Raw genomic sequence first — 23,794 nt, 5'->3', positions numbered from 1 at the left:
ACCGCCCCAGTCCTCCACCGCCTCAGTCCACCCCCTTGATCCGCCCCACCAGCACCGCCCCCGCGAGGCCGATCACCGCCGAGACCAGGTACAGCACCCGGTATCCGCCCAGATACGTCACGATCGGTGCCGCCAGCACGGGCGCGGCGACCTGGGGGAGGGCGTTGGCGATGTTGATGACGCCGAGATCCTTGCCGCGGTCGAGGGCCTTGGGCAGGACATCGGTCATCAGGGCGAAGTCGACGGAGGTGAAGACGCCGAAGCCGACGCCGAGGACGGCCGCGGCGACGATCGCGCCGGGCCAGGTCTGCCACCCGGCCAGCGCCGCCGTGGCCACCGCCATCAGGACGCCCGACCAGATCACGAACGGCTTGCGGCGGCCCAGCCGGTCCGACCACACCCCGCCCACCACGACGGTGGCGAGCAGCGTGACACCGTTCACCGCCGTGAGGATCAGAACACCCTGCTCGGGGTCGTCGTGGTGCAGCCGGTCCCGCAGGTAGTAGAGCAGGTACAGCAGCACGAGGGCGTTGCTGAGATTGATGAGGAAACGGGTCAGCCAGGCCCACGCCAGATCGGGGTGCTCGCGCGGGCTCAGCCGGAACGAGGCGAGGAAGGCCCGCCAGGACCAGGGCGGGCGGGCCGACTCCGGCAATCGCAGGTCCTCGTAGCGGAGCACGTACGGCAGGACGCCCACCAGGGTGAACACCGCGCACGCCGCGTACCCGCCCCCGGTGCCCCCGGCCACCGTCGCGAGTCCCGTGCCGCCGACCACGCCGAGGATCTGCGCCGCGCCCAGCCAGCCGCCCACGGAACCGCGTTGGAGCCGCGGCACCCGGTCGGGGACGGCCGCCGTCACCGCGGCGAACGCGGCGTTCAGGGTCAGCTGGACCAGGCACCAGCCCGCCGCCATCGTCCACACGCCGCCCGCCCCCGCGAGGAGCAGCAGGGAGAGCGCGCCGCCGGCCGCTCCGGCCACGATCCACGGCGTACGGCGGCCCCGGCGCGAGGTCGTCCGGTCGGACAGTGCCCCGAAGAGCGGGTTGGCGACCAGCGAGACGACCGCGCCCGCACCCGTGACCCAGGCCAGCGTGGCCTCCTTGGACAGGCCGGTGCCGGGCGCGAAGTCCTCGGCCTGGGAGGCGAGGAGGATCTGCAGCGGGCCGTACCAGCCCACCCAGATCGCGCCGTTGGCGAGCGAGAGCGCCGAGGTCCAGCCCCGGCCGACCCGCTCGACGGGCTCGGCGAGGGCCGCCGCGGGTATGACCGGGTCGGCGGCGGTCATCTCTGCGCCCGCAGGGCGTCCCGCAGCCAGCCGTACGAGGCCTTCGGGGTCCGCTCCAGGGTGTCGTAGTCGACGTGGACGAGGCCGAAGCGGCGCGCGTACCCCTCGGCCCACTCGAAGTTGTCCATCAGGGACCAGACGAAGTAGCCGCGTACGTCGACGCCCCGCTCCAACGCCCGGTGCAGCGCCCGGACATGACCGTCCAGGAAGGTGATCCGCTCCTGGTCGTCGATACCGTCGTACGAGCAGCCGTTCTCGGTGATGACGACGGGCGGGAGCCGGTCGCCGTAGCGCTCCTGGAAGCCGACCAGCAGTTCGGTGAGCGCCTCGGGCACCACCGGCCAGCCGAAGTCCGTGACCGGGTATCCCTCCAGTTCCCGCACGGTGAAGGGCAGTTCGGCGGGCAGGGTGAGTCCGCTGAACTCGATCTCCGCGCCCTCGGGGGCGCCCACCCTGGTCGGCTGGTAGTAGTTGATCCCGTACCAGTCGACCGGCTCGGCGATGATCTTCAGGTCCGACTCGACGTCGCCGGGCATCAACTCGCCGATGCCTTCGGGGTACCGGCCGAGCAGGACGGGGTCGGCGAAGAGACGGTTGAGCAGGAGGTCGTAGAAGTCGGCCGCCTCCACGTCCTCGGTGCCGCGCGAGGCGGCCCACGTCGGGCCGTGCGAGTTGGCGATCCCGATGTCGCCGGCACCGGCCGCGCGCAGGGCCCGTACGGCGAGACCATGGGCGAGGAGCTGATGGTGGGCCACCGGCAGCGCGTCGAACAGGAGCCGCTTGCCGGGAGCGTGCGCGCCGAGCGCGTGGCCCAACAGGGTGTGCTCGGCGGGCTCGTTGAGGGTGATCCACTTCTTCACGCGGTCACCGAGGCGTGCGGCGACGACGCCGGCGTACTCGGCGAACCGCTCGGCGGTGTCCCGGTCCAGCCAGTCCAGTTCCACCGGCAGGTCCCAGTGGAAGAGGGTCGGCAGCGGCCGTATGCCGGCGGCGCACAGGGCGTCGACCAGGCGGTCGTAGAAGTCGAGGCCGCCGGGGGAGTTCACCCGGGGCCAGGAGACGGAGAAGCGGTACGCGTCCACGCCGAGGCCGGCGAGGAGTGCCACATCCTCCGGGTAGCGGTGGAAGTGGTCGCAGGCCACCGCCGCCGTGGAGCCGTCCTTGACGTGCCCGGGCCCGGCGGTGAAGGCGTCCCAGACCGAGGGGGCGCGTTCGTCCGCGGCCCCCTCGATCTGGTGGGCCGAGGTGGACACGCCCCAGAGGAAGCCGGGCGGGAACTGCGGGAGGGGGTTCTTCGCCATGCGCGCGATCATCTGTACCGGCGGTAACGGAAGTCAACGGTTCGGTGTGAACCCACGGCTCCCCGGCTTCCGTGTTCCCGTCCTCCGCGTTCCCGGAGCCCGCGATCCCGCCCTCCGCGTTCCCGGGGCCCGACCGCCGGACCGGGCTCTAGGCGCCTTCCTTCAGCACCCGTGAGATCAGCTCGCGCTGGTCCTCCGTCAGTTTCGGGTCGGCGGCGTGGACCGTCCTGCCGTCCACGGTGATCTGATAGCTGAAGCCGTCCGGGACGCCGGCCGGGGGCGTGCCCCGGCCGGCGGCGAACGCCCGCTCGGCCAGGGCATGCCACTCGGGGGCGTCGGACCGTCCCGAAGTGTCCACCTCGGCATGACGCTCGATGCCCGCGAACCCGCCCGTGCGCCTCACCTGAATACGCATGGGTCCTGTCTAGTACGAGTCGGGCACCGGGGCCATGTGCCCGGGACCATGTGGCGGGGACCTGCCGTGCTCCGGGTCATGCACTCGGGGTCAGGTGGCCGGGGTCAGGTGGCCGGGACCCCGACCTGTTCCCAGGCCTTCGTCACGGCCAGCAGTTCCTCGCCCTCGTTGAACCGGGACCGCGCCGCGGCGAGCGTGAGCCGCGCGAAGTCCGAGAAGAGGGCCTGCTGGGGCAGCTCCCCGCCGGTGAGGACGTCGTACCAGATCTGTCCGGCCCGCTCCCACGCGTGGCCGCCGAGGGCCTGGGCGACGAGGTAGAAGGCGTGGTTGGGGATGCCGGAGTTGATGTGGACACCGCCGTTGTCCCGGCCGGTGCGGACATAGCCGTCCATCGTCCCGGGCTGCGGGTCCTTGCCGAGGACGTCGTCGTCGTACGCCGTGCCCGGCTCCTTCATGGAGCGCAGGGCGGTGCCGGTGACCCGCGGGGCGAGCAGCCCGGCGCCGATCAGCCAGTCGGCCTCGGTGGCGGTCTGGCCGAGCGTGTACTGCTTGATCAGCGAGCCGAAGACGTCCGACATGGACTCGTTCAGGGCGCCCGGCTGGCCGAAGTAGGTGAGGTTCGCCGTGTACTGCGTGACGCCGTGGGTCAACTCGTGGCCGATGACGTCGACCGGGATGGTGAAGTCGAGGAAGATCTCGCCGTCACCGTCGCCGAACACCATCTGCTCGCCGTTCCAGAAGGCGTTGTTGTAGTTCGCGTCGAAGTGCACGGTGGCGTCGAGCGGCAGGCCCTCGCCGTTGATCGACGTGCGTCCGTAGGCCTTCAGATAGAGCTCGAAGGTCGCGCCGAGGCCGGCGTACGCGCGGTTGACCGTCGCGTCCTTGCCCGGCTTGTCGCCCTCGCCGCGGACCTTCCTGCCGGGCAGGTCCTGGCGGTGGCGGGCGTCGTAGATCGTCCGGTGCGGCTTCTGCTCGTCGGGCTCCGCGGGCGCGGCCACGGCGGGCGCGCCGATGACGGTGGTCAGCCGCCGGTGGGTGCGCTCGTACGCGTCGCGCTCCAGGGTCTGGCGCGCGGGACCGGAGAGCGCCGGGTCCTCGTGCTGGGCGAGCTTGTCGAGGACATGGGGCGGCACGATGGTGCAGTGAACGGGCTCGAAGCCCCCGTTGGTCTTCATGCCCGGCACCCTTGCACTGAGTGACGTCGATGTCACTACGTGCAACCATGATTGGTGAAATGCGGAGATAAGGAGGCTGCGGTTCCGCCAGGAAGTGGTATGGCGCACTTTTTGTCCTTTTCGGGGGGTGCGATCCCGCATACTGATACAGCCCTCCTGGCGGAGCGCGGCTCCGCTAGGCTGCGGAGCATCATGCGTTTCGGGCTGCTTCTCCTTAGCTGCCGCGGCGAGGGCCTGTAGTCGAGGCCGACCCCCTCCCCGCGGAGTCTGGCGTTGCGCCGTCGGCCGTCCTTTCGGACATCCTGAGGAGCCCACGCATCATGGCGAACAGCCAGAGCAGCCAGCAGACCCGCCCGAACCGTCAGCGGCCCACGTCCATGCCGGTCCACAAGTACGGCCAGTACGAGCAGGTCGACATCGCGGACCGCGACTGGCCGAACAACCGGATCACCGTCGCCCCCCGCTGGCTGTCCACGGACCTGCGCGACGGCAACCAGGCCCTGATCGACCCCATGTCGCCCGCGCGAAAGCGCGAGATGTTCGACCTGCTGGTGAAGATGGGCTACAAGGAGATCGAGGTCGGCTTCCCGGCGTCGGGCCAGACGGACTTCGACTTCGTCCGCTCGATCATCGAGGACGAGACCGCGATCCCGGACGACGTCACGATCTCCGTACTGACCCAGGCCCGCGAGGACCTGATCGAGCGGACCGTCGAGTCACTGAAGGGCGCCAGGCGCGCCAACGTGCACCTGTACAACGCCACCGCCCCGGTCTTCCGCCGCGTCGTCTTCCGCGGCTCCCGGGACGACATCAAGCAGATCGCCGTCGACGGCACGCGCCTGGTCGCCGAGTACGCGGAGAAGCTGCTGGGCCCCGAGACCGAGTTCGGCTACCAGTACAGCCCCGAGATCTTCACCGACACCGAGCTGGACTTCGCGCTGGAGGTCTGTGAGGCGGTCATGGACGTCTGGCAGCCCGGCCCGGGCCGCGAGATCATCCTCAACCTGCCCGCCACGGTGGAGCGTTCGACCCCCTCCACGCACGCCGACCGCTTCGAGTGGATGGGCCGCAACCTGTCCCGCCGCGAGTACGTCTGTCTGTCGATCCACCCCCACAACGACCGCGGCACGGCCGTCGCCGCCGCCGAACTGGCGCTGATGGCCGGCGCCGACCGTGTCGAGGGCTGCCTGTTCGGCCAGGGCGAGCGCACCGGCAACGTCGACCTGGTCACCCTGGGCATGAACCTGTTCTCGCAGGGCGTCGACCCGCAGATCGACTTCTCCCACATCGACGAGATCCGTCGTACGTGGGAGTACTGCAACCAGATGGAGGTCCACGCGCGCCACCCGTACGTGGGCGACCTGGTCTACACGTCCTTCTCCGGCTCCCACCAGGACGCCATCAAGAAGGGCTTCGACGCGATGGAGGCCGACGCGGCCGCCAAGGGCGTCACAGTCGACGACATCGAGTGGGCCGTCCCGTACCTGCCCATCGACCCGAAGGACGTCGGCCGCTCCTACGAGGCCGTCATCCGCGTCAACTCGCAGTCGGGCAAGGGCGGTATCGCGTACGTCCTGAAGAACGACCACAAGCTGGACCTGCCGCGCCGGATGCAGATCGAGTTCTCGAAGCTCATCCAGGCCAAGACGGACGCCGAGGGCGGCGAGGTCACGCCGAAGGACATCTGGGCGACCTTCCAGGACGAGTACCTGCCCAACCCCGGGAACCCGTGGGGTCGTATCCAGGTCAGGACCGGCCAGTCCGCCACGGACAAGGACGGCGTCGACACCCTGACCGTCGAGGCCACGGTCGACGGCGCGGACACCGTCCTGAGCGGTACCGGCAACGGTCCGATCTCCGCCTTCTTCGACGCCCTGCAGTCCATCGGCATCGACGTACGCCTGCTGGACTACCAGGAGCACACGATGAGCGAGGGTGCCTCCGCGCAGGCCGCCTCGTACATCGAATGCGCGATCGGCGACAAGGTTCTGTGGGGAATCGGCATCGACGCGAATACGACACGCGCCTCGCTGAAGGCCGTCGTCTCCGCCGTCAACCGCGCGGCCCGCTGACCTCGTTCACCTGGTTCTTTCCGGCCCCGTCCGCCTTCCGAGGCGGGCGGGGCCCCGGTCGTATACCGGCCAATCCATGTGCAGGTCACGAGCAGGTCTCGTCCGGGGTACTGACTCAGCCTCAACAATGTGGCTAACATCACGCAAGCGCGGCGATGTTGCCGTGGCGTTACGGAGGTGTGCGACGTGCTGCCAGGATGGGGACGAAACGGTCGTGCAGTTCAGGTTCCCCGCATCCTGGGCACTCGTACGGCATGGAGCACCGTCGGCGACGGTGAGTTCTTCTGCCCCGGCTGCGGAGGCGACCGCAACTACCAACGGCTCGCCGGCCGCCGCCGCTTCACTCTTCTCGGTGTTCCCGTGATTCCACGCGGCGAGACCGGGCCCGTCGTCGAATGCGCCGCCTGCCGACGCCACTACGGCGCCGACGTCCTCGACCATCCCACCACCACCCGCTTCTCCGCGATGCTCCGCGACGCCGTCCACACGGTCGCCCTCGCGGTCCTCGCGGCGGGCGGGGGCTGCGCCCGCTCGTCCCTGGAGACCGCCGCCGCGGCCGTCCGCTCGGCCGGCTTCGACGACTGCACGGAGGACCAGCTCGGCGCCCTCGTCGAGGCCCTCGCCGCCGACACGGGCCGCTTCTTCGGCGAGCCCTGTGGAGCGAGCCTGGCCATAGAGCTCCACGAGGCCCTGGACCCACTGGCCCCGCACCTCGCTCCGACGGGCCGCGAGGCGATCCTCCTCACGGGTGCCCGCATCGCCCTCGCCGACGGGCCGTACACCCCCGCCGAACGGGACGTCCTGGCCACCGTGGGCGCGGCCCTGACGATCTGCTCGGACGACGTGACCCGACTCCTGGCGACGGCACGGACGCCTTCGTAGGACCGCTCCACCCGGCCCGCCGATACTCCCCAGGGAGTAGTCCGGCCCCCGGGCCACCCCTCGTAGTACCCGCGAACTCGCCCTTCCGCGCGACGAATACCGCCCCTCGCGCCGGGAGTCTGGTGTCTGTCCAGACATTCCGCGAGGAGGGGAGGACCCCGCCATGGGGCCCGAGAAGGCCGGAAAGACGAGGAGGGGCCCAGGGCGGCGGACCGCCGTGCCCTGGGTGCTGCTCGGGCTGTGGGTGGCCGTGCTGGCCGCCGTCGGGCCGTTCGCGGCGAAGCTCGCGGACGTGCAGCACGACCGTGCCGTGGACTATCTGCCGGCGAGCGCCGACTCCACCCAGGTGGCCAGGATCGAGGACCGGCTGCCCGGCGGCGAGGCCACCGAGCTGGTGCTCGTCTACCACCGCGACGGAGGGCTCCGCGCCGCCGACCGGGCCGCGGCGGCCCGCCAGATCGCCGAGGTGACCCGGGCGAACCCGCTCACCGGCACCCCCGAGGCCGTACCGTCCCGGGACGGCGGCACGCTGATGTACGCGGTCGCCAGCACCGCGCCCGGCACCGACGAGAAGAAGCGCGACGCGTTCGTGAACGACGTACGCGACGTCGCCCGGGGAACGGACGGGATGAGCGTCGACGTCGGCGGGCCCGGCGCCCTGGCCACCGACGCCGGCGAGGTGTACAACTCCCTCGGCGGACCGCTGCTCTACACCACCGTGGGCGTGGTCGCCGTCCTGCTGATCCTCATCTACCGCAGCCCGCTGCTGTGGCTCGTGCCGCTCGCCGTCGCGGGCGTCGCCGACTATCTGGCGATGGGCGTGGCCTACGGACTCCACCAGGCGTTCGGCACCAGCGTCTCCGGCCAGAGCTCGGGCGTGATGACGATCCTCGTCTTCGGCGCCGGAACCGACTACGCGCTGCTGATCATCTCCCGCTACCGGGAGGAACTACGACGCGTGGAACGGCCCTACGACGCCATGAAGGAGGCTCTGCGCGGCTGCGGGCCCGCTGTGCTCGCCTCCTCCGGAACGGTCGCCGCCGGACTGCTCTGCCTGCTCGCCGCCGACCTCAACAGCAGCCGGGGCATGGGCCCGACGGGCATGGTCGGGGTGCTCTGCGCCCTGCTCGCCATGCTGACCCTGCTGCCGGCCGTGCTCGTCCTGCTCGGGCGCCGGGTGTTCTGGCCGCTGGTCCCCGCCTACGGCGCCGAGCCCAGGGCGCGGCGGAGCCTGTTCGCCGCGATGGGGTCCTCCGCCGGACGCCGGCCGCTCGTCGTCCTCGCGAGCGGAGCCGTCCTGCTAGGGGCACTCGCCCTCGGCACCCTGAACCTGCCGGGCCCGCTCAAGCAGCAGGACTCCTTCGTCCACCGGCCCGACTCGGTCGTCGCGATGGAGACACTCGCCCGCGCCTACCCGGGGAAGGGCACTCAGCCGATCACCGTGATCACCCCCACCGGACGGGCGGACGCGGCGCTGACAGCGGTGCGCGGCCACCCCGGGGTCGCGAGCGCCGAACGCGGACGGAGCGGGGGAGGATGGACGGAGATCTCCGTCATCGCGCGCGGCGCGCCGCAGTCGGCGGCCGAGACCGCCACGATCAAGGCGTTGCGGGAGGACCTCGGCGGATCGTACGTCGGTGGCCCGAGCGCCCAGCAGATCGACCTGCAGGACACCAACGCCCGCGACCGGCTCGTCGTCGTGCCCATCGTCCTCGCCTCCGTCCTGCTGATCCTCGTCGCACTGCTGCGCAGCCTTGTCGCCCCGCTGCTGCTCGTCGCCGCCGTGATCGCGGTATGGGGAGCGGCGCTCGGCATCGGCGGCCTCGTCTTCGGACCGCTGTTCGGGTTCGAGGGGACCGATCCCGGCCTCGGGCTGCTGTCCTTCGTGTTCCTGGTCGCCCTCGGCGTCGACTACGGGATCTTCCTCATGCACCGGATGCGGGAGGAATCCCTCTCCGGCGCCGAACCGGCCGCCGCCGCGCTCACCGCGCTGCGGACCACGGGAGGCGTGATCGCCTCGGCCGGCCTTGTCCTCGCGGCCACCTTCGCGGTGCTCACGAACATGGGGCTCCTCCAGCTCGTCGAGCTCGGCTTCGTCATCTCGGTCGGGGTGCTGCTCGACACCTTCCTCGTCCGTACGTACCTGGTGACCAGCGCGAGCGTGGCGCTGGGGCGGAAGGTGTGGTGGCCGGGCGGCCTCTCGCGGAAGCCGGACACCGAGGAGGCCGGCCGGCAGGAGCCCGTCGCCGTCGGCTGAGCCGGCCGGCCCACACCCCGGACGCCGAGCCGGCCGGCCCTCGCACATCGGACATCGGGCGCCCCTCCTCTCCCGGAGGGGTGCCCCCTCACGGAGGATGAAGCCGTGGACGTCAAACGCATGCTGCACCTCACCGGCTTCGGACACCGAGGGAGCGTCGACCCGGCGCGCGTGCTGGCGCAGGATGCGCTGCTCGCCGTCGCGCTGCTGCTCGCCGACGTGACCGTGGCCCTCACCGTGCACGCAGACGGCCGGCGTCCGGACGCGCTCGGCTGGACCCTGCTGATCGCCGCGCACATCCCGCTGGTCTGGCGGCGGCGCGCCCCGCTCGCCGCCTTCCTCGCACTCGTCGCCTGCGTCGGTCCGTACCACGCGCTCGATTTCAACCACAACGCGCCGCTGCTCGTCTCGATGACCGCACTGTTCACCGTCGCCGTCACGGGGCGCCCGCTGCGCTCCCTCGTCATCGGCAGCGGTGTCATCGGCATCATGCTCGCGGTCAAGTTCGGGCAGGGTGCCGCCGAGGGCGCTCAGGCGCTGCGCGTCACCGGTTGGATCGTCGCATTCATCGTCCTCGGCGTGTACGTCCAGGTGCACGGGCAGTACTTCGCCGAGGTCGTCGAACGTGCCGAGCGCGCCGAACGCACCCGTGAGGAGGAGGCCCGCCGCCGGGTCGCCGAGGAGCGGCTGCGCATCGCCAGGGACCTGCACGACCTGCTCGCCCACAGCATCACCCTGATCGGTGTGCAGACCTCCGTCGCCGCGCACGTCCTGGCCGCCGACCCCGACCGCCTCGACCGGACGGCCGTCGTCAGGGCGCTCGACGACATCTCCGAGACCTGCCGGACCGCGCGCGGTGAACTGCGGACCACGCTGGAGGTGCTGCGCGCCTCCGAGCACGGCGGAGGCGACGGGCGGGGCCCGCTGCCCGGCCTCGACGGGCTGCCCGATCTGGTGGCGGCGGCGCGTTCGGCGGGTGCGAAGGCAGAGGCGCCGACCGGGGTACGGGCGGACAACGTTCCCTCGGCCGTGGGCGCCGCCGCCTATCGCATCGTCCAGGAGGCGCTGACCAACGCGGTCCGGCACGCGGGCCCGGGCGTGACGGTCCGGGTGGACCTGCGCACGGACGGCTGGGCCCTGCGCGTGACCGTCACCGACGACGGCATCGGCCACGCGGGCGGCCCGCCCGGCTTCGGCCTGATGGGCATGCGGGAACGGGCTCGTAGTGTGGGCGGCACGGTGGAGGCCGGGACACGGGAAGGGGGCGGATTCGAGGTGCTGGCGGTACTGCCCCTGCGGACCTCGGTGCCCGAACAGCAGACGGCCCTGCCCGACTCCGCGCCCGCGCCCGCGCCCGCGTCCGCGCCCGCGCCCGGACCCGGTTTCGTGGCCGCCTCCGAAAGCGGAAGGGACGAGGTCCGATGACCATCCGTGTGCTCCTGGCCGATGACCAGAACCTCGTGCGGGCCGCGTTCGCCATGCTCGTGGAGTCGGCACGGGACATGGAGGTGGTCGGGCAGGCGGCCACCGGGCGTGAGGCCGTCGAACTGGCGCGCAGCGAGCGGGCTGACCTGATCGTGATGGACATCCGCATGCCCGACCTGGACGGCATCGAGGCGACCCGGCTCATCGCGGCCGATGAGAGCCTGGCCGGGGTCAGGGTGCTCGTCCTGACCACGTACGACACCGACGAGCACATCGTGGAGGCCCTGCGCGCGGGCGCGTCCGGCTTCCTGGTGAAGGACACCCGGCCCGCCGAACTCCTCGACGCGATCCGCACGGTGGCCGCCGGGGACGCGCTTCTCTCACCGGGCCCGACGGCGCGCCTGGTCGCCCGCTTCCTGCGTGCCCCGTCGGTTCCCGCGCTCGTGGTGGGCGGCCCCGAGGGGCTCTCCGAGCGCGAGCGCGAGGTACTCACCCTGGTCGCCCGCGGACTCAACAACACCGAGATCGCGACGGCGCTCGGGCTCAGTCCGCTCACCGCGAAGACCCACGTCAGCCGCATCATGGGCAAGCTGGGCGCCCGCGACCGGACCCAGCTGGTCATCGTGGCGTACGAGTCGGGCCTGGTGACCCCGGGAGACGCGGACCACGTCTGACCCGGCGGCGCACGGAACACGCCCCGGCACGGGCACTCCCGCCGGCCCGACGGGACATCAGAGTGCCCTGACATCCCGTCAACACGCCGTGGAAGCACGGGTATTGCTGCGGAACCCGGGGCACATTAGGTTCTCCAGGACATCCCACGTCCTATGTCCGACGCAGTCCAGGGAGTGCCATGACCAGCACGAGCCGCATGGTCGCGTTCGCAGCAGCCGCCGGACTCCTCACCGCCCTCGCCGCCACCGGCGGCACCGCCTCCGCCGCGCCCCTGGCCGGCCGGGGCTGCACCTCCTCCGTCCCGTACACCGCGGGCCAGGAGGGCTATGACACGTACCGCATCCCGGCGACCGTCACGACCCGGGCCGGCACGCTGCTGGCCTTCGCCGAGGGGCGGCACAGCGGCGCCGGCGACACCGGGAACATCGATGTCGTCCTCAGACGTTCGTCCGACGGCGGCTGCACCTGGGGCCCGCTCCAGGTCGTCGCGTCCGGCGGCGGCGACACCCGCGGCAACCCGGCGCCGGTGGTGGACCCCAGGACCGGCCGGATCGTCCTGCTCACGTCCTACAACAGCGGTGCCGTGACCGAGGCGCAGATCATGCGGGGCGAGGTCACCGAGGACCAGAGCCGGCGCGTCTTCGTCCAGACCAGCCGCGACGACGGGCGGCACTTCTCCGACCCGCGGGACATCACGGCCGAGGCGAAGCTGCCGAGCTGGCGCTGGTACGCCACCGGCCCCGGCCACGCGATCGCCCTGCGCCATGGACCGCACGCCGGGCGCCTGGTCGTGCCCGCCAACCACTCCGCCGCCCCGCCCGCCGGGTCCGCCGACACCGGTCAGGAGCCCAAGTACTACGGAGCGCACGCGCTCTACAGCGACGACGGCGGGCTCCGCTGGCGGCTCGGCTTCATCGACGACTCGTACGAGGGGACCATCAACGCCAACGAGAGCACGGTGGCCGAACTCCCCGACGGAAGGCTGTACTTCAGCTCGCGCGACCAGAACGGCACGAGTCCCGGCAACCGCCTCGACTCCTACTCCAGCGACGGCGCCGAGACCCTGGACCGCCCCTTCGCCGTCCAGCCCACCCTGAACGACGTCCCCGTCGTCCAGGGCAGCGTCCTCCAGCTGACCGGCCCCTCCGCCTCGCTCCTGTTCTCCGGCCCCTCCGTCCCCACCGCCCGCCAGTCGATGGCCGTCTGGCGCAGTACGACGGGCGGCGCGACCTTCGTGAAGGCGACCACCCTGTCGTCACAGCGGGCGGCCTACTCGGACCTCGTCCAGCTCGGAGTCTCCCGGGTCGGCGTCCTCTACGAGACGGGCGTCGCGGGACCGTACGAGACGATCGCGTTCCGGCGCCTGCCGGTGAACGGGCCGCGGGGGTAGCGGCTCTCCGCCGGGGCACCATGTGTCCCGCCGGGGCGGCCGGCGCTCCGCCCGGCTAGAGCAGTCCCGCCCCCGCCAGGTACTTCCCGACCCGCTCGACCTCGTCCTGCGACAGCGGCACCTGGGGTTCCGCTGTCGCGGGGCAGTCGATGACGCCCCGCAGGAACAGCGCGGCCTTGAAGGCGCCGAGGGCCGAGGAACCGCCGCCCATCCGGGCGGGGTCACCGACGCCCACCATGCCGAACAGCTCGCACAGCCGTTCCTGCTCCGCCCGGGCCCGCTCCCGGTCTCCCGCCACGCACAGGTCGTACAGGCGTACGTAGCCCGCCGGGTCCACATTGGCCAGGCCGGGGACCGCGCCGTCCGCGCCGAGGGCCAGCGCCGAGTCGACGACCACCTCGGAACCGGTGAGCGCGGTGAAGCCGGTGATGCCGGGGTGGTTGCGAGCGCCGCCGACGACCGTGCGGAAGGCGCCGAGGTCGCCGCTGGAGTCCTTGAGCCCGGCCAGGACGCCGTCGGCGGCGAGTTCGAGGACCAGTTCGGGGCTCAGTTTGGTGTGGACGGAGGCAGGCAGGTCGTACGCGAAGACGGGGAGCGACGCGCCGGCGGCGACGACGCGGAAGTGGCGGGCGATCTCCGCGGGATGGGTGCGTGTGTAGAAGGGGGCCGTGACGACGATCGCGTCCGCGCCCGCGGCGCGGGCGGCCCGCGCGTGGTCCAGGACGCGCGGTGTCGTCATGTCGATCGCGCCGGCCAGGACGGGGAGCCGGCCGGCGACGTGCCGTACCGCCGTCTCCACCACCAGCCCGCGCTGCGCGTCGGTCAGAAAGGCCACCTCGGACGTGGAGCCGAGGACGAACAGGCCGTGCACCCCGCCGTCCACCAGGTGGTCGATCAGCCGGGTGAGCGACGGGACGTCCACCTCGCGGTCCGGTGTCAGGGGCGTGCAGACGGGCGGTACGACACCGGTCAGCGGGGCGGGGAAGGTCATGAAGGCTCCCGGATGTGCTGCTGGAACGGAAGATCGGCCATGGCGGTGGCCTCGGCGGCGGACTCGGCCTGCGCGACCAGGGCGCGCGTCGACCGGCCCTCCTCCACCGGATGGTGACACCGGAAGCGGTGGCCCGGCGTCGACGCGGCCGTGAAGTCGGGCATCAGGGTGGCGCACTCCTCGTCCGCCTTCCAGCACCGGGTGCGGAAGGGGCAGCCGCTCGGCGGACGCGTCGCCGAGGGGACGGGTCCGGTCAGCGGAATCGGGTCGATCGGATCCAGCAGGCCCGGAGTCGCGGAGAACAGGGCCCGGGTGTACGGGTGACGGGAACGGTCGGTGACCTCGTCGGCCGGCGACTCCTCCACGATCCGGCCCAGGTACATCGTGATCACCCGGTCGCTCATCCGCCGCACCGTCTGGATGTCGTGGGACACGAACACCAGGGCGAGGCCCAGGCGTTCCTTCAGATCGAGGAGGAGGTTGAGGATCTGGGCGCGGACCGACACGTCCAGCGCGCTCGTCGGTTCGTCGGCCACCACCAGGTCGGGATCCAGGGCCAGGGCACGGGCGATCGCCACGCGCTGGCGCTGACCGCCGGAGAGCTGGCCGGGAAGGGCGTCCGCGAGGGCCCGGGGCAGCCCGACCAGGGACATCAACTCCTCGACCCGGTCGGACCGTTCGGCCGCGGTGCCGCGCCGGTGCACATCCAGCGGGTCGCGCAGGATCCGGCGTACGGGCAGCCGGCGGTTCAGAGCCGTCGACGGGTCCTGGAAGATCATGCCCGTGCTGCCGCCGACGGCCGTGCGCCGCTCGTCCGGCTTCAGGGACCACAGGTCACGGCCGCGGAAGGCCACCGTGCCGGAGGTCGGCCGCTGCACCCCCACGAGCACCTTCGCGAGCGTCGACTTGCCGCAGCCCGACTCGCCGACGACGCCGATCGTCTCGCCGGGCACGATGGTGAGATCGGCGCCGGTCAGGGCGTACACCCGGTCCCGGGTGAACACACCGCCGCTGCGGGCCTTGTGGACGACATGCGCGTCGGTGAGCCGGACGAGCGCGTCCGTCCGGTGGACCTCGGGCTCCCGCACCGGCGCGGTCATCCGACCGCCCCGGGCGCCATCGGCGGAATCCTCATGTCACGGCCTCGCTCTCCGCGGTCACCAGGTCGACGGCCGGGTGATGACAGGCCGCCGTGTGCGTGTACGGGCCCACCAGGTCCGGCGCCGTCGTCCGGCACACCTCGCTCGCCATCGGGCACCGGTCGGCGAAGCGGCAGCCGGCCGGGAAGTCGGCAGGGGAGGGGACGACTCCCCTGATCTGCGTCATGCGCTCCGCCGCCGACTCCAGGGACAGCACGCTGCCGAGCAGCCCGCGCGTGTAGTGGTGGGCCGGGGACTCCACCAGGTCCGCCGTCACTCCCGTCTCCACGATCTGGCCGCCGTACATCACGACCACCCGGTCGGTGACCGCAGAGATCAGCGCCAGGTCGTGCGAGACGAGGATCAGGGCGAAGTCCAGTTCCGCCCGCAGCCGCAGCAGCAGCTCCATGACCTGCGCCTGGACCGTCACGTCCAGGGCCGTCGTCGGTTCGTCCGCGACGATCAGCCTGGGCTCGCGGGACAGGGCCATCGCGATCAGGACGCGCTGGCGCTGGCCCCCGGAGAGCTCGTGGGGGTAGCTGCGCAGGGTGCGTTCGGGATCGAGACCGACCAGGCCGAGGAGCTCGGCCGCGGTGCGCCTGCCGCCCCGCCGTATCACCTGCTTGAGCTGCGCCCTGATCGTCATCGCCGGGTTCAGGGACGACAGCGCGTCCTGGTACACCATCGCCATCTCGTGGCCCAGCAGCCGGCGCCGTACGCGCATCGGCTCGCCCACCAACTGCCGTTGTTCGAAACGGACATGGCCGCGCACCCGGGCGCCCTTCGGCTCCAGGCCCATCACCGTCAGGGCCGTCAGCGACTTCCCGCAGCCCGACTCGCCCACCAGGCCCAGGACTTCGCCGGGATACACCTCGAAACTGATGCCGTCGACGATGTCCACACCGCTGTGGCGGTTGTCGAATCCGATGGCCAGGTGCTCGACGGCCAGGACGGGCTGCCGTCCCGAGGGGAGCGGGCGGGCCCGTGAGCGGAGCCGGGCGGCGGCCTCCGCCAGACCGGGCAGTTCGAGGACCGTTCCGCTGCCCGGCTCGGGGGCCTCCAGCCGGTCCTCGGCGGCGGGCACGGACACCTCCCGGGCCGCGGGCGCCGCCCAGGCGTCGGAGACACCCTCGGAGAGGATGTTCAGCGACAGGACGGTGGCCAGCATCAGCAGGCCGGGGAAGACGGTGGCCCACCAGCCGCCGGTCAGCACCATGTTCTTGCCGTCGGCGATGACACTGCCCCAGGACGGGTCCGGGGGCCGTACGCCCGCGCCGATGAAGGACAGCGAGGCCTCGAAGACGATGGCCTCGGCGACCTGCACGGTGCAGAACACCATGATCGGCGCCGCGCAGTTGACGGCCACATGCTTGAGGACGATGTGCGGGGTACGGGCGCCGATCACCCGCTCGGCCGTGACGTAGTCCTCCCCGTACTGGTCGAGGACGTTCGCCCGGACGACCCGGGCGACCGGCGGGGTGAAGAGGAACGCGATCGCGCAGATCAGTACGGTGATGCCGCCGCCGAACACGGCGACGAGCACGGCGGCGAGCGCGATGCCGGGGAACGCCATCACGACGTCCAGGCAGCGCATCAGCGTCTCGTCGACCGCCTTGCGCGAGGTCGCGGCGAGCGCGCCGAGCAGGGCTCCCGCCACCAGGGCGAGCGCGGTGGCGCCGAGGCCGATCGCCAGCGACCAGCGCGCCCCGTACATCAGCCGGCCGAGGATGTCCCGGCCGAGACTGTCCTGCCCCATCCAGTGGCCGGCCGACGGATGCCCGGTGCCGTCCACCGGCGGCTGCTGGTCGAGCGGGTCGTGCGGCGCGAGCAGGGGGGCGAACAGCGCCGTCAGCACGACCACGGCCAGGAAGCAGACCGCGATCCGCGACAGCGGCGGCAGCCCGCGCCGGCCGCGCAGCCGGACACCGGGCCGGGCGAGGACCGCCGCCAGTTCCTTCCGCGTGAACATCAGGTCGCGTCCCTCAGCCGTGGGTTGACCAGCAGATACAGGATGTCGATGACGAGGTTCACCACCACGAAGCCGATGGCCGTGGTCAGGACGACGCCCTGCACGACCGCCGGGTCACCGTTCTTCACGGCGTCGATCATCAGCTTGCCCATGCCGGGCAGCGAGAAGATCGTCTCGATGACGACCGCGCCGCCCAGGAGATAGCCCACGCGCAGGCCCAGCACGGTGAGCGGGTTCATCAGGGCGTTGCGCAGGACGTTGCGGCCGACGACCACCCGGGGCGGCAGCCCGCTGCCGATCGCGGTGCGCACATAGTCCTTGTCGAGCTCCTCGACCACGGACGTCCTGACGATCCGGGTGAGCTGGGCCGCCACCGGCAGGGAGAGCGCGAGCGCGGGCAGTGCCATGGTCTTCAGCCAGCCGGAGAGTGAGTCGGCCGGGTTGACGTAGCCGCCGGTCGGGAACCAGCCCTGGCCGACGGCGAGATACTGGATCATCAGCAGGGCCAGCCAGAAGCCCGGTGCGGCGACCCCGGTCAGGGACACGACCCGGATGATCTGGTCGGGCAGCCGGCCGCGGTGGATCGCGGCCGTGATCCCGCCGAGCAGCGACAGCACCACCGCGACACCGAGCCCCAGGAAGGTGAGCTGGAGTGTGAGCGGCAGCGCGGTGGTGACCTGCTCGACGACCGGCGCCCTGGTCAGCGCGCTGGTGCCCATGTCGCCGTGCAGCAGGTCCGCCACGAAGTGGAAGTAGCGCACGGGCAGCGGATCGAGCAGGCCGTTCCGCTCCCGGAAGTCGTGCAGTTGCCGCGGGGTCGGGTTGGCGCCCTGGAAGAACGCGGACGCCGGATCGACGTCCGAGAACCGCATCACCAGGAACACGAACAGGACGATCCCGAGCATCAGCGGAACGAGCAGCGCGACACGGCGCAGCAGGATCCTGACGATGGCGACCACGTGCCAACTCCTCCGGTACCTAGACCCACTTGGCCTGGAGCAGGTTGATGCCCGGGTAGGGCTGGGGCCTCATCCCCGCGAGCCGCCGCGGATTCCACGCGGTCATCAGCTCGTTGTGCACGACCGGGTAGAGCACGGCCTGCTCGGCGACGACGTCGATGTAGTCCTGGATCATCGTCTTCTTCTTGTCGGCGTCCGGTTCCCGCGTCGCCCGGTCCATGTCCTTGAAGAGCTGCTTGGCGACCGGGTCGCCGGCCCAGCGGGCGTAGCCCATCCAGAGGTTCTGGGGGCCGTAGTTGTAGTGCATGATCAGGTCGGCGTCGAGGCCGAACTGGTTGGGGTTCGAGGCGGCGGCGACGACCTGGTAGTCCTGCTTCTGGTCCATCTTGGTGAACACGGCCGTGGTCTCCTGCGGGGACAGGGTGGTCGGCACGCCGATCGCGTCCCAGGACGCCTTGATGGTCGGCAGGCAGTCCACGATCCAGCTGACGTTCACCGACAGGATCTCGATCTCCAGCCCCTTGACCCCGGCCTCCTTCAGGAGCTTCCTCGCCTTCTCCGGGTCGTAGGAGTAGACGGTCCTCGCGGGCCGGTAGGAGGGGTTGGCCTCGTTCAGGAACGACGTCGACGGCCTGCCGTGCCCCTTGAGAGCGACCTCGACCATCTTCCCGGTGTCGATGGCGTGGTGCAGCGCCTGACGGACGCGGACGTCGTCGAAGGGCTTGTGCCGGGTGTTGAACATGAGGAACAGGTTGTTCATGCCGGCGCCGCCCTGGACGGTCATGCCGCCCCTGCGGAGCTGCTCGATGTTGGCGTACGGGATGTTGTCGGCGATCTGGGCACCGGCGCTCGCTCCCGAGATCTTCGCGACGCGGGGCGCGGCGTCCACTATGGTCAGCCAGTTCATCTTCTTGAACGCGGGCCTGCGCGGCCCGTTGTAGGCGGCGAACGCCTCGAACGTCGTGTTGGACTTCGGGTGGTGCGCGGTCTGCCGGTACGGCCCCGAGCCGATCGCCCTGCCCTTGATCGCGTCGTCCCAGGCACCCGGCAGGGAGAAGACGTGCTTGGGCATGATCTTCGCCAGGGTGAGCCGGGAGATCCCTTCGGGGAAGGGGAACTTGAGGACCAGCTCGACGTTCTGCGCGTCGATCTTCCGGACCTGCCTCAGCCAGCTCGCGAAGAAGCCCTTGGCGAGGGTCTGGGTGTTCGGATCGAGTATCCGGTCGAAGACGAAGACCACGTCGTCGGCGGTGACGGGCTTCCCGTCGTGGAACGTGGCAGCGGCCCGCAGGGTGAACTTCCAGGACGTGCCGGTGAGATCGGCGGGCACCTGGGTGGCGAGCGCGGCGTAGGGCTCGCGGGAGATCGGGTCGGTGTCGAGCAGGCCCTCGTAGATGTGGTTGTTGGCGGCCATGCAGAAGGCGGACGCGGTCTGCGTCGGATCCCAGCTGCCGTCGTTCCCGTAGCCGATCACGGCCGTCAGTGTGGCGTTCCTGCCGCTGCCCGAGCCGCCGGTGTCGTTCGTGGACTCCGGCCCGGACGAACAGGCGGCCAGGGACGAGGAGAGGGCGGCGGCCGCGCCCAGGGCGCCGGTGTACTTCAGTAACGACCGGCGGTGCAGCGCCGGAGTGCGGGTCACGTCGCGCACGGTTCCTCCAGCAAGGAGTGGTCCAGTTGAGCGGTCCGGTGGAGCGGTCGGTTCGGTGGCCCGGGAGCAGGAGATACGACGTCCTACGTCATAGGGGGCAGCGTGACCATAGGAGGGGGCGCGGAGGGGGTCAAGGGATCGCACACGAATGGCGTATCTTCCACGGGTGCGACCAATGGCGGTATGAAACAGGGGCAGTTGGCGGTAATTGACGTTTGATCAGCCCGGAGGTGGGACGTCCGATGTCCAACGAGCGTACGATGCGGCGCATGCCTGAGGAGACCGGGAACCGGCGGCGGCCCGAACGCCGGGTGAGCAGCCAGATCCAGCGCGAGGTCATGCAGCTGATCCTCGACCAGGGGCTTCCGGCCGGTGCGCCGCTGCCCACCGAGACCGAGCTGATGACCGATCTCGGCGTGAGCCGCAACTCGGTCCGTGAGGCGCTCAAGGCCCTCCAGGCACTCGACATAGTCGAGATCAGGCACGGCTACGGCACCTATGTCGGCGAGGCGTCCATGACGCCGTTCGTCGACGGACTGACCTTCCGCACGCTCGCCCGTCCGGACGATCCGACCGGGGCGCTGGCCGAGATCCTCCAGGTCCGCGAGGTGCTGGAGGAGGGGTTGATAAGCCGCGTGGCGGAGCTGCTGACCGAGGAGGAGCTGGACCGGCTCGAATCCGTCGTCACGGAGATGGAGTCGGCGGGCAGCGACGGGCGCTCCTTCCCCGAACTCGACAGCGAGTTCCACGAGTTGCTGTACGCGTCGCTCGGCAACCCGCTGGTGCCCCAGCTGCTCGGCGCCTTCTGGACCGTCTTCCGGCGGGTCGCCGTGGTGCGCGGCTGGACCGACGACATCACCCCGGAGGTGACGGCCCGCCGCCACCGCGACATCCTCACCGCCCTGCGGGCACGGGACGTCGAGGGGGCCCAGCGCGCGATGTCCGACCACTTCCGCGGGATCGAGGCACGCGCCGCCAAGGGATCGCGCGGGGTGAGCTGAACCCGGGCCCTGCCCGTCCCCGGGCGGGCAGGGCCGAGGCCGGCGCGGCTCCGGGGCGTCGTCCTGGGTGGCCGCCGCCACCCGGCCCGCCTCACTCCGTGTCGGTCCTGCCCCGGGCGGACTTCGCCGAGACTCGCGCGGTACCGGTGCGCCTTTCTGGTGTCCTGCCCCGGGCTCCCGTCCCCGGCCCGTCCTACTCTGGCCCCGTGGCCGAATTCGAACTCGACTCCTCGCCCGGCTCCGGCGCCCGTGGCGGCACCTGGGACCCGGGCGGCGCGGGGGTCCTGCGCCTGCCCTCCGGCAGGCTGATACGGGGCCGGGCCCTGCGCCGGCCGCTCCCCGCGGACGGCGGTCCCGCGCCCGCGTACGCCGTTCTCCTGCTCGGCGGACAGCCGCCTCCGGTCCCCTGGGAAGCGCGCTGGCTGCGCTGGCCGGACTTCCGGCTGCCGACCGACCGCGCCGAGTCCCGCGCGGTCCTCGCCGAGGCCTGGCGGCGGGCGGCCGGCGAACGCGTCGAGATCGCCTGCCGCGGCGGCCGGGGCCGCACCGGCACGGCCCTGGCCTGCATCGCCGTCCTCGACGGCGTACCGCCCGGGGAGGCGGTGGCGTACGTGCGCCAGCACTACGACCGGCACGCGGTGGAGACACCGTGGCAGCGCGCGTACGTCCGCCGGTTCGGCACCTAGACGGTCTTACGGGCGACGCTCCTGGGGGCGGGTCCCCCGGAAGCGGAGGGTGCCGCCCCGCGGGTGCACGTCCACGGACACGTCCGTGAAGCCGGCCGCGCTCAGCCGTGCCGGGAGTTCCCGCGGATCGAGGGTGTTCATCGTGTCGCGCACATGCAGCAGCCTGAATCCCAGGCTCGTGACGCTGTCACTGCCCGCGAAGGTGCCGCCGGGACGCAGCACGCGCGACGCCTCGGCGAAGATGCGGTCCTGGTGGGCGGCGGTGGGCACGTGGTGGAGCATCGTGAAGCAGACGACGGAGTCGTACGAGGCGTCCTCCAGCGGGAGTTCCGCGCCGTCCGCGTGCAGGACGCGGGCACGATCGCCCCACCGTTCCGTGAGGAGCCGTGCGGTGTCCCCGTCGATCTCGGCGGCGGTCAGGCGCGCGACGGAGTCGACCAGGACGCGCAGATTGGCGCCGTAGCCGGGTCCGATCTCCAGTACGTCGTCGCCCAGTTCCACGTCCCGCAGGGCCCAGGGCAGGATGCGGTCCTTCGTGGTGCGCGCCCAGGCCTCGGAGCTGCACAGTCTGCGGTGGGCTCGGTTCATCGGCATGACGCCGACGCTAGGGCGGGTGCCGCCCGTCCACCACGGGCTACGCTGCCGACCCATGTCGCGAGACGGACAGAGCCCGGCCGCGGCGGGGACGGCCGTCTTCGTCGGGCACTTCGCCATGCCGCGGGGCACCACCTTCTCCACACATACGCATACGGTCCACCAACTGGCGGGCTCCGTGCGGGGGTTGCTGCGGGTGCGCAGCGAACGGGGATCCTGGCTGCTGCCGCCGTCACTCGCCCTGTGGATCCCGGCCGGGCTGCCGCACCTCACGGAGGCGGCGGGCGACGCGGTCATGCACAGCGCCTATGTCGACCCCGCGCGCTGCCCGCAGATCCCCTGGACGGAGCCGACGGTCGTGGCGGTCGGCCCCCTGCAGCGCGCCCTCGTCGACCACTTGGCGGGATTCGGGCTCACCGACGAGCACCGGTCCCGGGCCGAGGCCGTGCTCCTGGACGTGCTGACGCCCGTCCCCGTCACGAGCGTCGCCGTGCGCGAGCCCCGGGACCCGCGGGCCCGCGCCGTCGCCGACGCACTGAGCGCCGATCCGGCCGACGTCCGCCCGCTGTCCGCGTGGGGTGCCGAAGTCGGCGCCGGAGCAAGGACCTTGGCCCGCCTCTTCGTCGCCGAGACGGGTCTGACCTTCGGCCAGTGGCGTGAACGGCTGCGTATGCAGGCCGCGATGCCCCTCCTCGCCGACCGCCTCACCGTGGAGACCGCCGCCCGCCGCACCGGATACGCCTCCGCCAGCTCCTTCGTGGCCGCCTTCCACCGCGTGGTGGGCGTGACACCCCGCCAGTACTTCCCGTCGGGCCCGTGAGCCACCCGCCGGAAGCCCGCTGGGCCGCCCTGCCCAGGCGGCGAAGGTGCCCCCTTCTCCCTCCGCCTCCCGCGCCGGCCCGCGCGGAAGGGCCTGCCGCACTCGCGGGACGAGATGGCGCCGGTGATGCCCGTGCCGCCAGTGAAACCGGCGGCACCGGTGTCACCGGCGACGCAAGCGGGGCGAATCGTTTCACCATGATCTATTCCGTAGTTTTGCGTGAAAGTCGCACAAGTGCGGTGCCTGGGCGGCAATATGGCCTGATCTTCCTCAGAACCACGGACCCGAGGCAGCGCCATGACCAGACCGCAGTCCCCGACGGATCCCTACGCGAGGCCCCAGCGCCCGGCCCAACCGGTCCCGGGCGACTCTCATCGGACCGCGCTCGTCGTAGCCGTGATCGGCGCCGCCGCCACGATCGTCGCGGCTCTCATCGGACTGTTCGTGCAGCTGAGCGGGGATGTGGAACAGCGCGGCTCCGGTCCGTCACTCGGCGGCGCGTCTCCCGTCTCCGACTCACCCGGCGTGCCCGGCGAATCCGGGGCTCCCCGCACGTCGGGGCCACCGAGCGGGTCGGCCGCACCCTCGGTGCCCGCCGCGCCCGCGGTGTCCGGCGGATCCGGCCAGGCGTCCACGGCTCCGGCGGCCGTCGGCGTGCCGGAGGAATTCCTCGGGCGCTGGCAGGGCTATGCCGAGGAGGCCGACGGCACCAGGACCGACCACTACCGCGTCACCGTGGAGCTGAGCGGGGGGACCCGGCGGGAGCAGGTCGGCAGCATCCACTACGCGATGGAGTCCTCCGACTGCTACGGCGTCGTCACCCTGACGACGGTCAGTGGCGGCGGCCAGGTGACGCTCGGGGAGAACATCCAGTCCGGCAACTGCGTCACGAACGGCCGCATCATCCTCACGCTGAACCCCGGGGACACCATGGACTTCGCCTACGAGTCGACCAAGCGGGACGGCACCCGGCAGTCCGTGGAGGCCGGCCTGGAACGGGTCGCCTGACCGCGACGAAGGGCCGCCGCCCGGGCGCCCGGGCGGCGGGGCCGTGGTGGACTCCGAGGCCCTGGAAGGGCGGCACTGGAACAACGACGGTGTCGTCGAGGA

20 protein-coding genes are annotated in these 23,794 nt (G+C 71.7%); 10 read left to right on the top strand and 10 right to left on the bottom strand.

The window, feature by feature from the left end; genetic code table 11:
• Window positions 1-22: 22 nt before the first annotated feature.
• From ACWD68_RS19165 to ACWD68_RS19150, 4 genes are all read right to left on the bottom strand, one after another.
• A complete protein-coding gene (locus ACWD68_RS19165; protein WP_451807606.1) occupies window positions 23-1,285 on the bottom strand; it encodes an MFS transporter in 1,263 nt (420 codons plus the stop codon).
• The gene (locus ACWD68_RS19160; RefSeq protein WP_451807605.1) at window positions 1,282-2,598 is read right to left on the bottom strand and encodes a GH1 family beta-glucosidase; all 1,317 of its coding nucleotides are present in this window, start codon (window positions 2,596-2,598) and stop codon (window positions 1,282-1,284) included. Before ACWD68_RS19160 ends, ACWD68_RS19165 begins: the two co-directional genes overlap by 4 nt.
• 136 nt (window positions 2,599-2,734) lie before the next feature.
• The gene (locus tag ACWD68_RS19155; protein WP_451807604.1) at window positions 2,735-3,001 is read right to left on the bottom strand and encodes a protealysin inhibitor emfourin; all 267 of its coding nucleotides are present in this window, start codon (window positions 2,999-3,001) and stop codon (window positions 2,735-2,737) included.
• Window positions 3,002-3,105: 104 nt separating this feature from the next.
• Window positions 3,106-4,176, bottom strand: coding sequence for a M4 family metallopeptidase (locus tag ACWD68_RS19150; protein WP_451807603.1), 1,071 nt, complete (start codon window positions 4,174-4,176; stop codon window positions 3,106-3,108).
• Between the two features lie 320 nt (window positions 4,177-4,496).
• Here ACWD68_RS19150 and leuA point away from each other — a divergent pair, with 320 nt between their 5' ends.
• The 6 genes from leuA to ACWD68_RS19120 all read left to right on the top strand — a co-directional run bounded on the left by leuA (window position 4,497) and on the right by ACWD68_RS19120 (window position 12,877).
• The gene (gene leuA, locus ACWD68_RS19145; RefSeq protein ID WP_451807602.1) at window positions 4,497-6,248 is read left to right on the top strand and encodes a 2-isopropylmalate synthase; all 1,752 of its coding nucleotides are present in this window, start codon (window positions 4,497-4,499) and stop codon (window positions 6,246-6,248) included.
• A gap of 186 nt (window positions 6,249-6,434) precedes the next feature.
• The gene (locus ACWD68_RS19140; RefSeq protein ID WP_451807601.1) at window positions 6,435-7,130 is read left to right on the top strand and encodes a TerB family tellurite resistance protein; all 696 of its coding nucleotides are present in this window, start codon (window positions 6,435-6,437) and stop codon (window positions 7,128-7,130) included.
• Window positions 7,131-7,293: 163 nt separating this feature from the next.
• On the top strand, window positions 7,294-9,387 hold the full coding sequence (locus ACWD68_RS19135) for an MMPL family transporter (RefSeq protein WP_451807600.1): 2,094 nt from the start codon (window positions 7,294-7,296) through the stop codon (window positions 9,385-9,387).
• Window positions 9,388-9,492: 105 nt separating this feature from the next.
• Complete coding sequence (locus ACWD68_RS19130; protein ID WP_451807599.1) at window positions 9,493-10,812, top strand: sensor histidine kinase; 1,320 nt, start codon at window positions 9,493-9,495, stop codon at window positions 10,810-10,812.
• Entirely contained in the window at window positions 10,809-11,486 is a 678-nt protein-coding gene (locus ACWD68_RS19125) for a response regulator (protein WP_451807598.1), read from the top strand. Before ACWD68_RS19130 ends, ACWD68_RS19125 begins: the two co-directional genes overlap by 4 nt.
• Before the next feature lie 179 nt (window positions 11,487-11,665).
• Window positions 11,666-12,877 carry a sialidase family protein gene (locus tag ACWD68_RS19120; RefSeq protein WP_451807597.1) on the top strand — a complete coding sequence of 404 codons (1,212 nt, stop codon included), beginning with the start codon at window positions 11,666-11,668 and terminating at the stop codon, window positions 12,875-12,877.
• Window positions 12,878-12,932: 55 nt separating this feature from the next.
• On the opposite strand, the gene ACWD68_RS19115 is transcribed toward ACWD68_RS19120, so the two are convergent.
• From ACWD68_RS19115 to ACWD68_RS19095, 5 genes are read right to left on the bottom strand one after another with little or no spacing between them, the layout of a single operon-like run.
• The gene (locus ACWD68_RS19115; RefSeq protein WP_451807596.1) at window positions 12,933-13,868 is read right to left on the bottom strand and encodes a dihydrodipicolinate synthase family protein; all 936 of its coding nucleotides are present in this window, start codon (window positions 13,866-13,868) and stop codon (window positions 12,933-12,935) included.
• Window positions 13,865-14,968 carry an oligopeptide/dipeptide ABC transporter ATP-binding protein gene (locus ACWD68_RS19110; protein WP_451807595.1) on the bottom strand — a complete coding sequence of 368 codons (1,104 nt, stop codon included), beginning with the start codon at window positions 14,966-14,968 and terminating at the stop codon, window positions 13,865-13,867. The genes ACWD68_RS19115 and ACWD68_RS19110 overlap by 4 nt, the downstream gene beginning before the upstream one ends.
• A gap of 31 nt (window positions 14,969-14,999) precedes the next feature.
• On the bottom strand, window positions 15,000-16,976 hold the full coding sequence (locus ACWD68_RS19105; RefSeq protein ID WP_451807594.1) for a dipeptide/oligopeptide/nickel ABC transporter permease/ATP-binding protein: 1,977 nt from the start codon (window positions 16,974-16,976) through the stop codon (window positions 15,000-15,002).
• Window positions 16,976-17,935: an ABC transporter permease gene (locus ACWD68_RS19100; protein ID WP_451807593.1), complete on the bottom strand. Its 960-nt coding sequence runs from the start codon at window positions 17,933-17,935 to the stop codon at window positions 16,976-16,978. Before ACWD68_RS19100 ends, ACWD68_RS19105 begins: the two co-directional genes overlap by 1 nt.
• Window positions 17,936-17,954: 19 nt before the next feature.
• Window positions 17,955-19,583 (bottom strand): ABC transporter substrate-binding protein, encoded by a 1,629-nt coding sequence (locus tag ACWD68_RS19095; protein ID WP_451807592.1) that lies wholly within the window; start codon window positions 19,581-19,583, stop codon window positions 17,955-17,957.
• A 260-nt stretch (window positions 19,584-19,843) separates the two neighbouring features.
• Here ACWD68_RS19095 and ACWD68_RS19090 point away from each other — a divergent pair, with 260 nt between their 5' ends.
• Window positions 19,844-20,584, top strand: a complete 741-nt coding sequence (locus ACWD68_RS19090; protein WP_451807680.1) for a FadR/GntR family transcriptional regulator — start codon at window positions 19,844-19,846, stop codon at window positions 20,582-20,584.
• Window positions 20,585-20,790: 206 nt separating this feature from the next.
• Entirely contained in the window at window positions 20,791-21,270 is a 480-nt protein-coding gene (locus tag ACWD68_RS19085) for a protein-tyrosine phosphatase family protein (protein ID WP_451807591.1), read from the top strand.
• A 6-nt stretch (window positions 21,271-21,276) separates the two neighbouring features.
• Here ACWD68_RS19085 and ACWD68_RS19080 read toward each other — a convergent pair whose 3' ends face one another.
• Window positions 21,277-21,864, bottom strand: coding sequence for a class I SAM-dependent methyltransferase (locus tag ACWD68_RS19080; protein ID WP_451807590.1), 588 nt, complete (start codon window positions 21,862-21,864; stop codon window positions 21,277-21,279).
• Window positions 21,865-21,919: 55 nt separating this feature from the next.
• Here ACWD68_RS19080 and ACWD68_RS19075 point away from each other — a divergent pair, with 55 nt between their 5' ends.
• Both ACWD68_RS19075 and ACWD68_RS19070 read left to right on the top strand, forming a co-directional pair.
• Complete coding sequence (locus tag ACWD68_RS19075; RefSeq protein ID WP_451807589.1) at window positions 21,920-22,684, top strand: AraC family transcriptional regulator; 765 nt, start codon at window positions 21,920-21,922, stop codon at window positions 22,682-22,684.
• Between the two features lie 297 nt (window positions 22,685-22,981).
• Window positions 22,982-23,692 (top strand): hypothetical protein, encoded by a 711-nt coding sequence (locus ACWD68_RS19070; protein WP_451807588.1) that lies wholly within the window; start codon window positions 22,982-22,984, stop codon window positions 23,690-23,692.
• The last annotated feature ends 102 nt before the right edge of the window (window positions 23,693-23,794 follow it).

The sequence above is a fragment of the Streptomyces sp. NPDC005141 genome (assembly GCF_053599975.1).
This window is presented reverse-complemented; position numbering and strand designations above follow the sequence as displayed.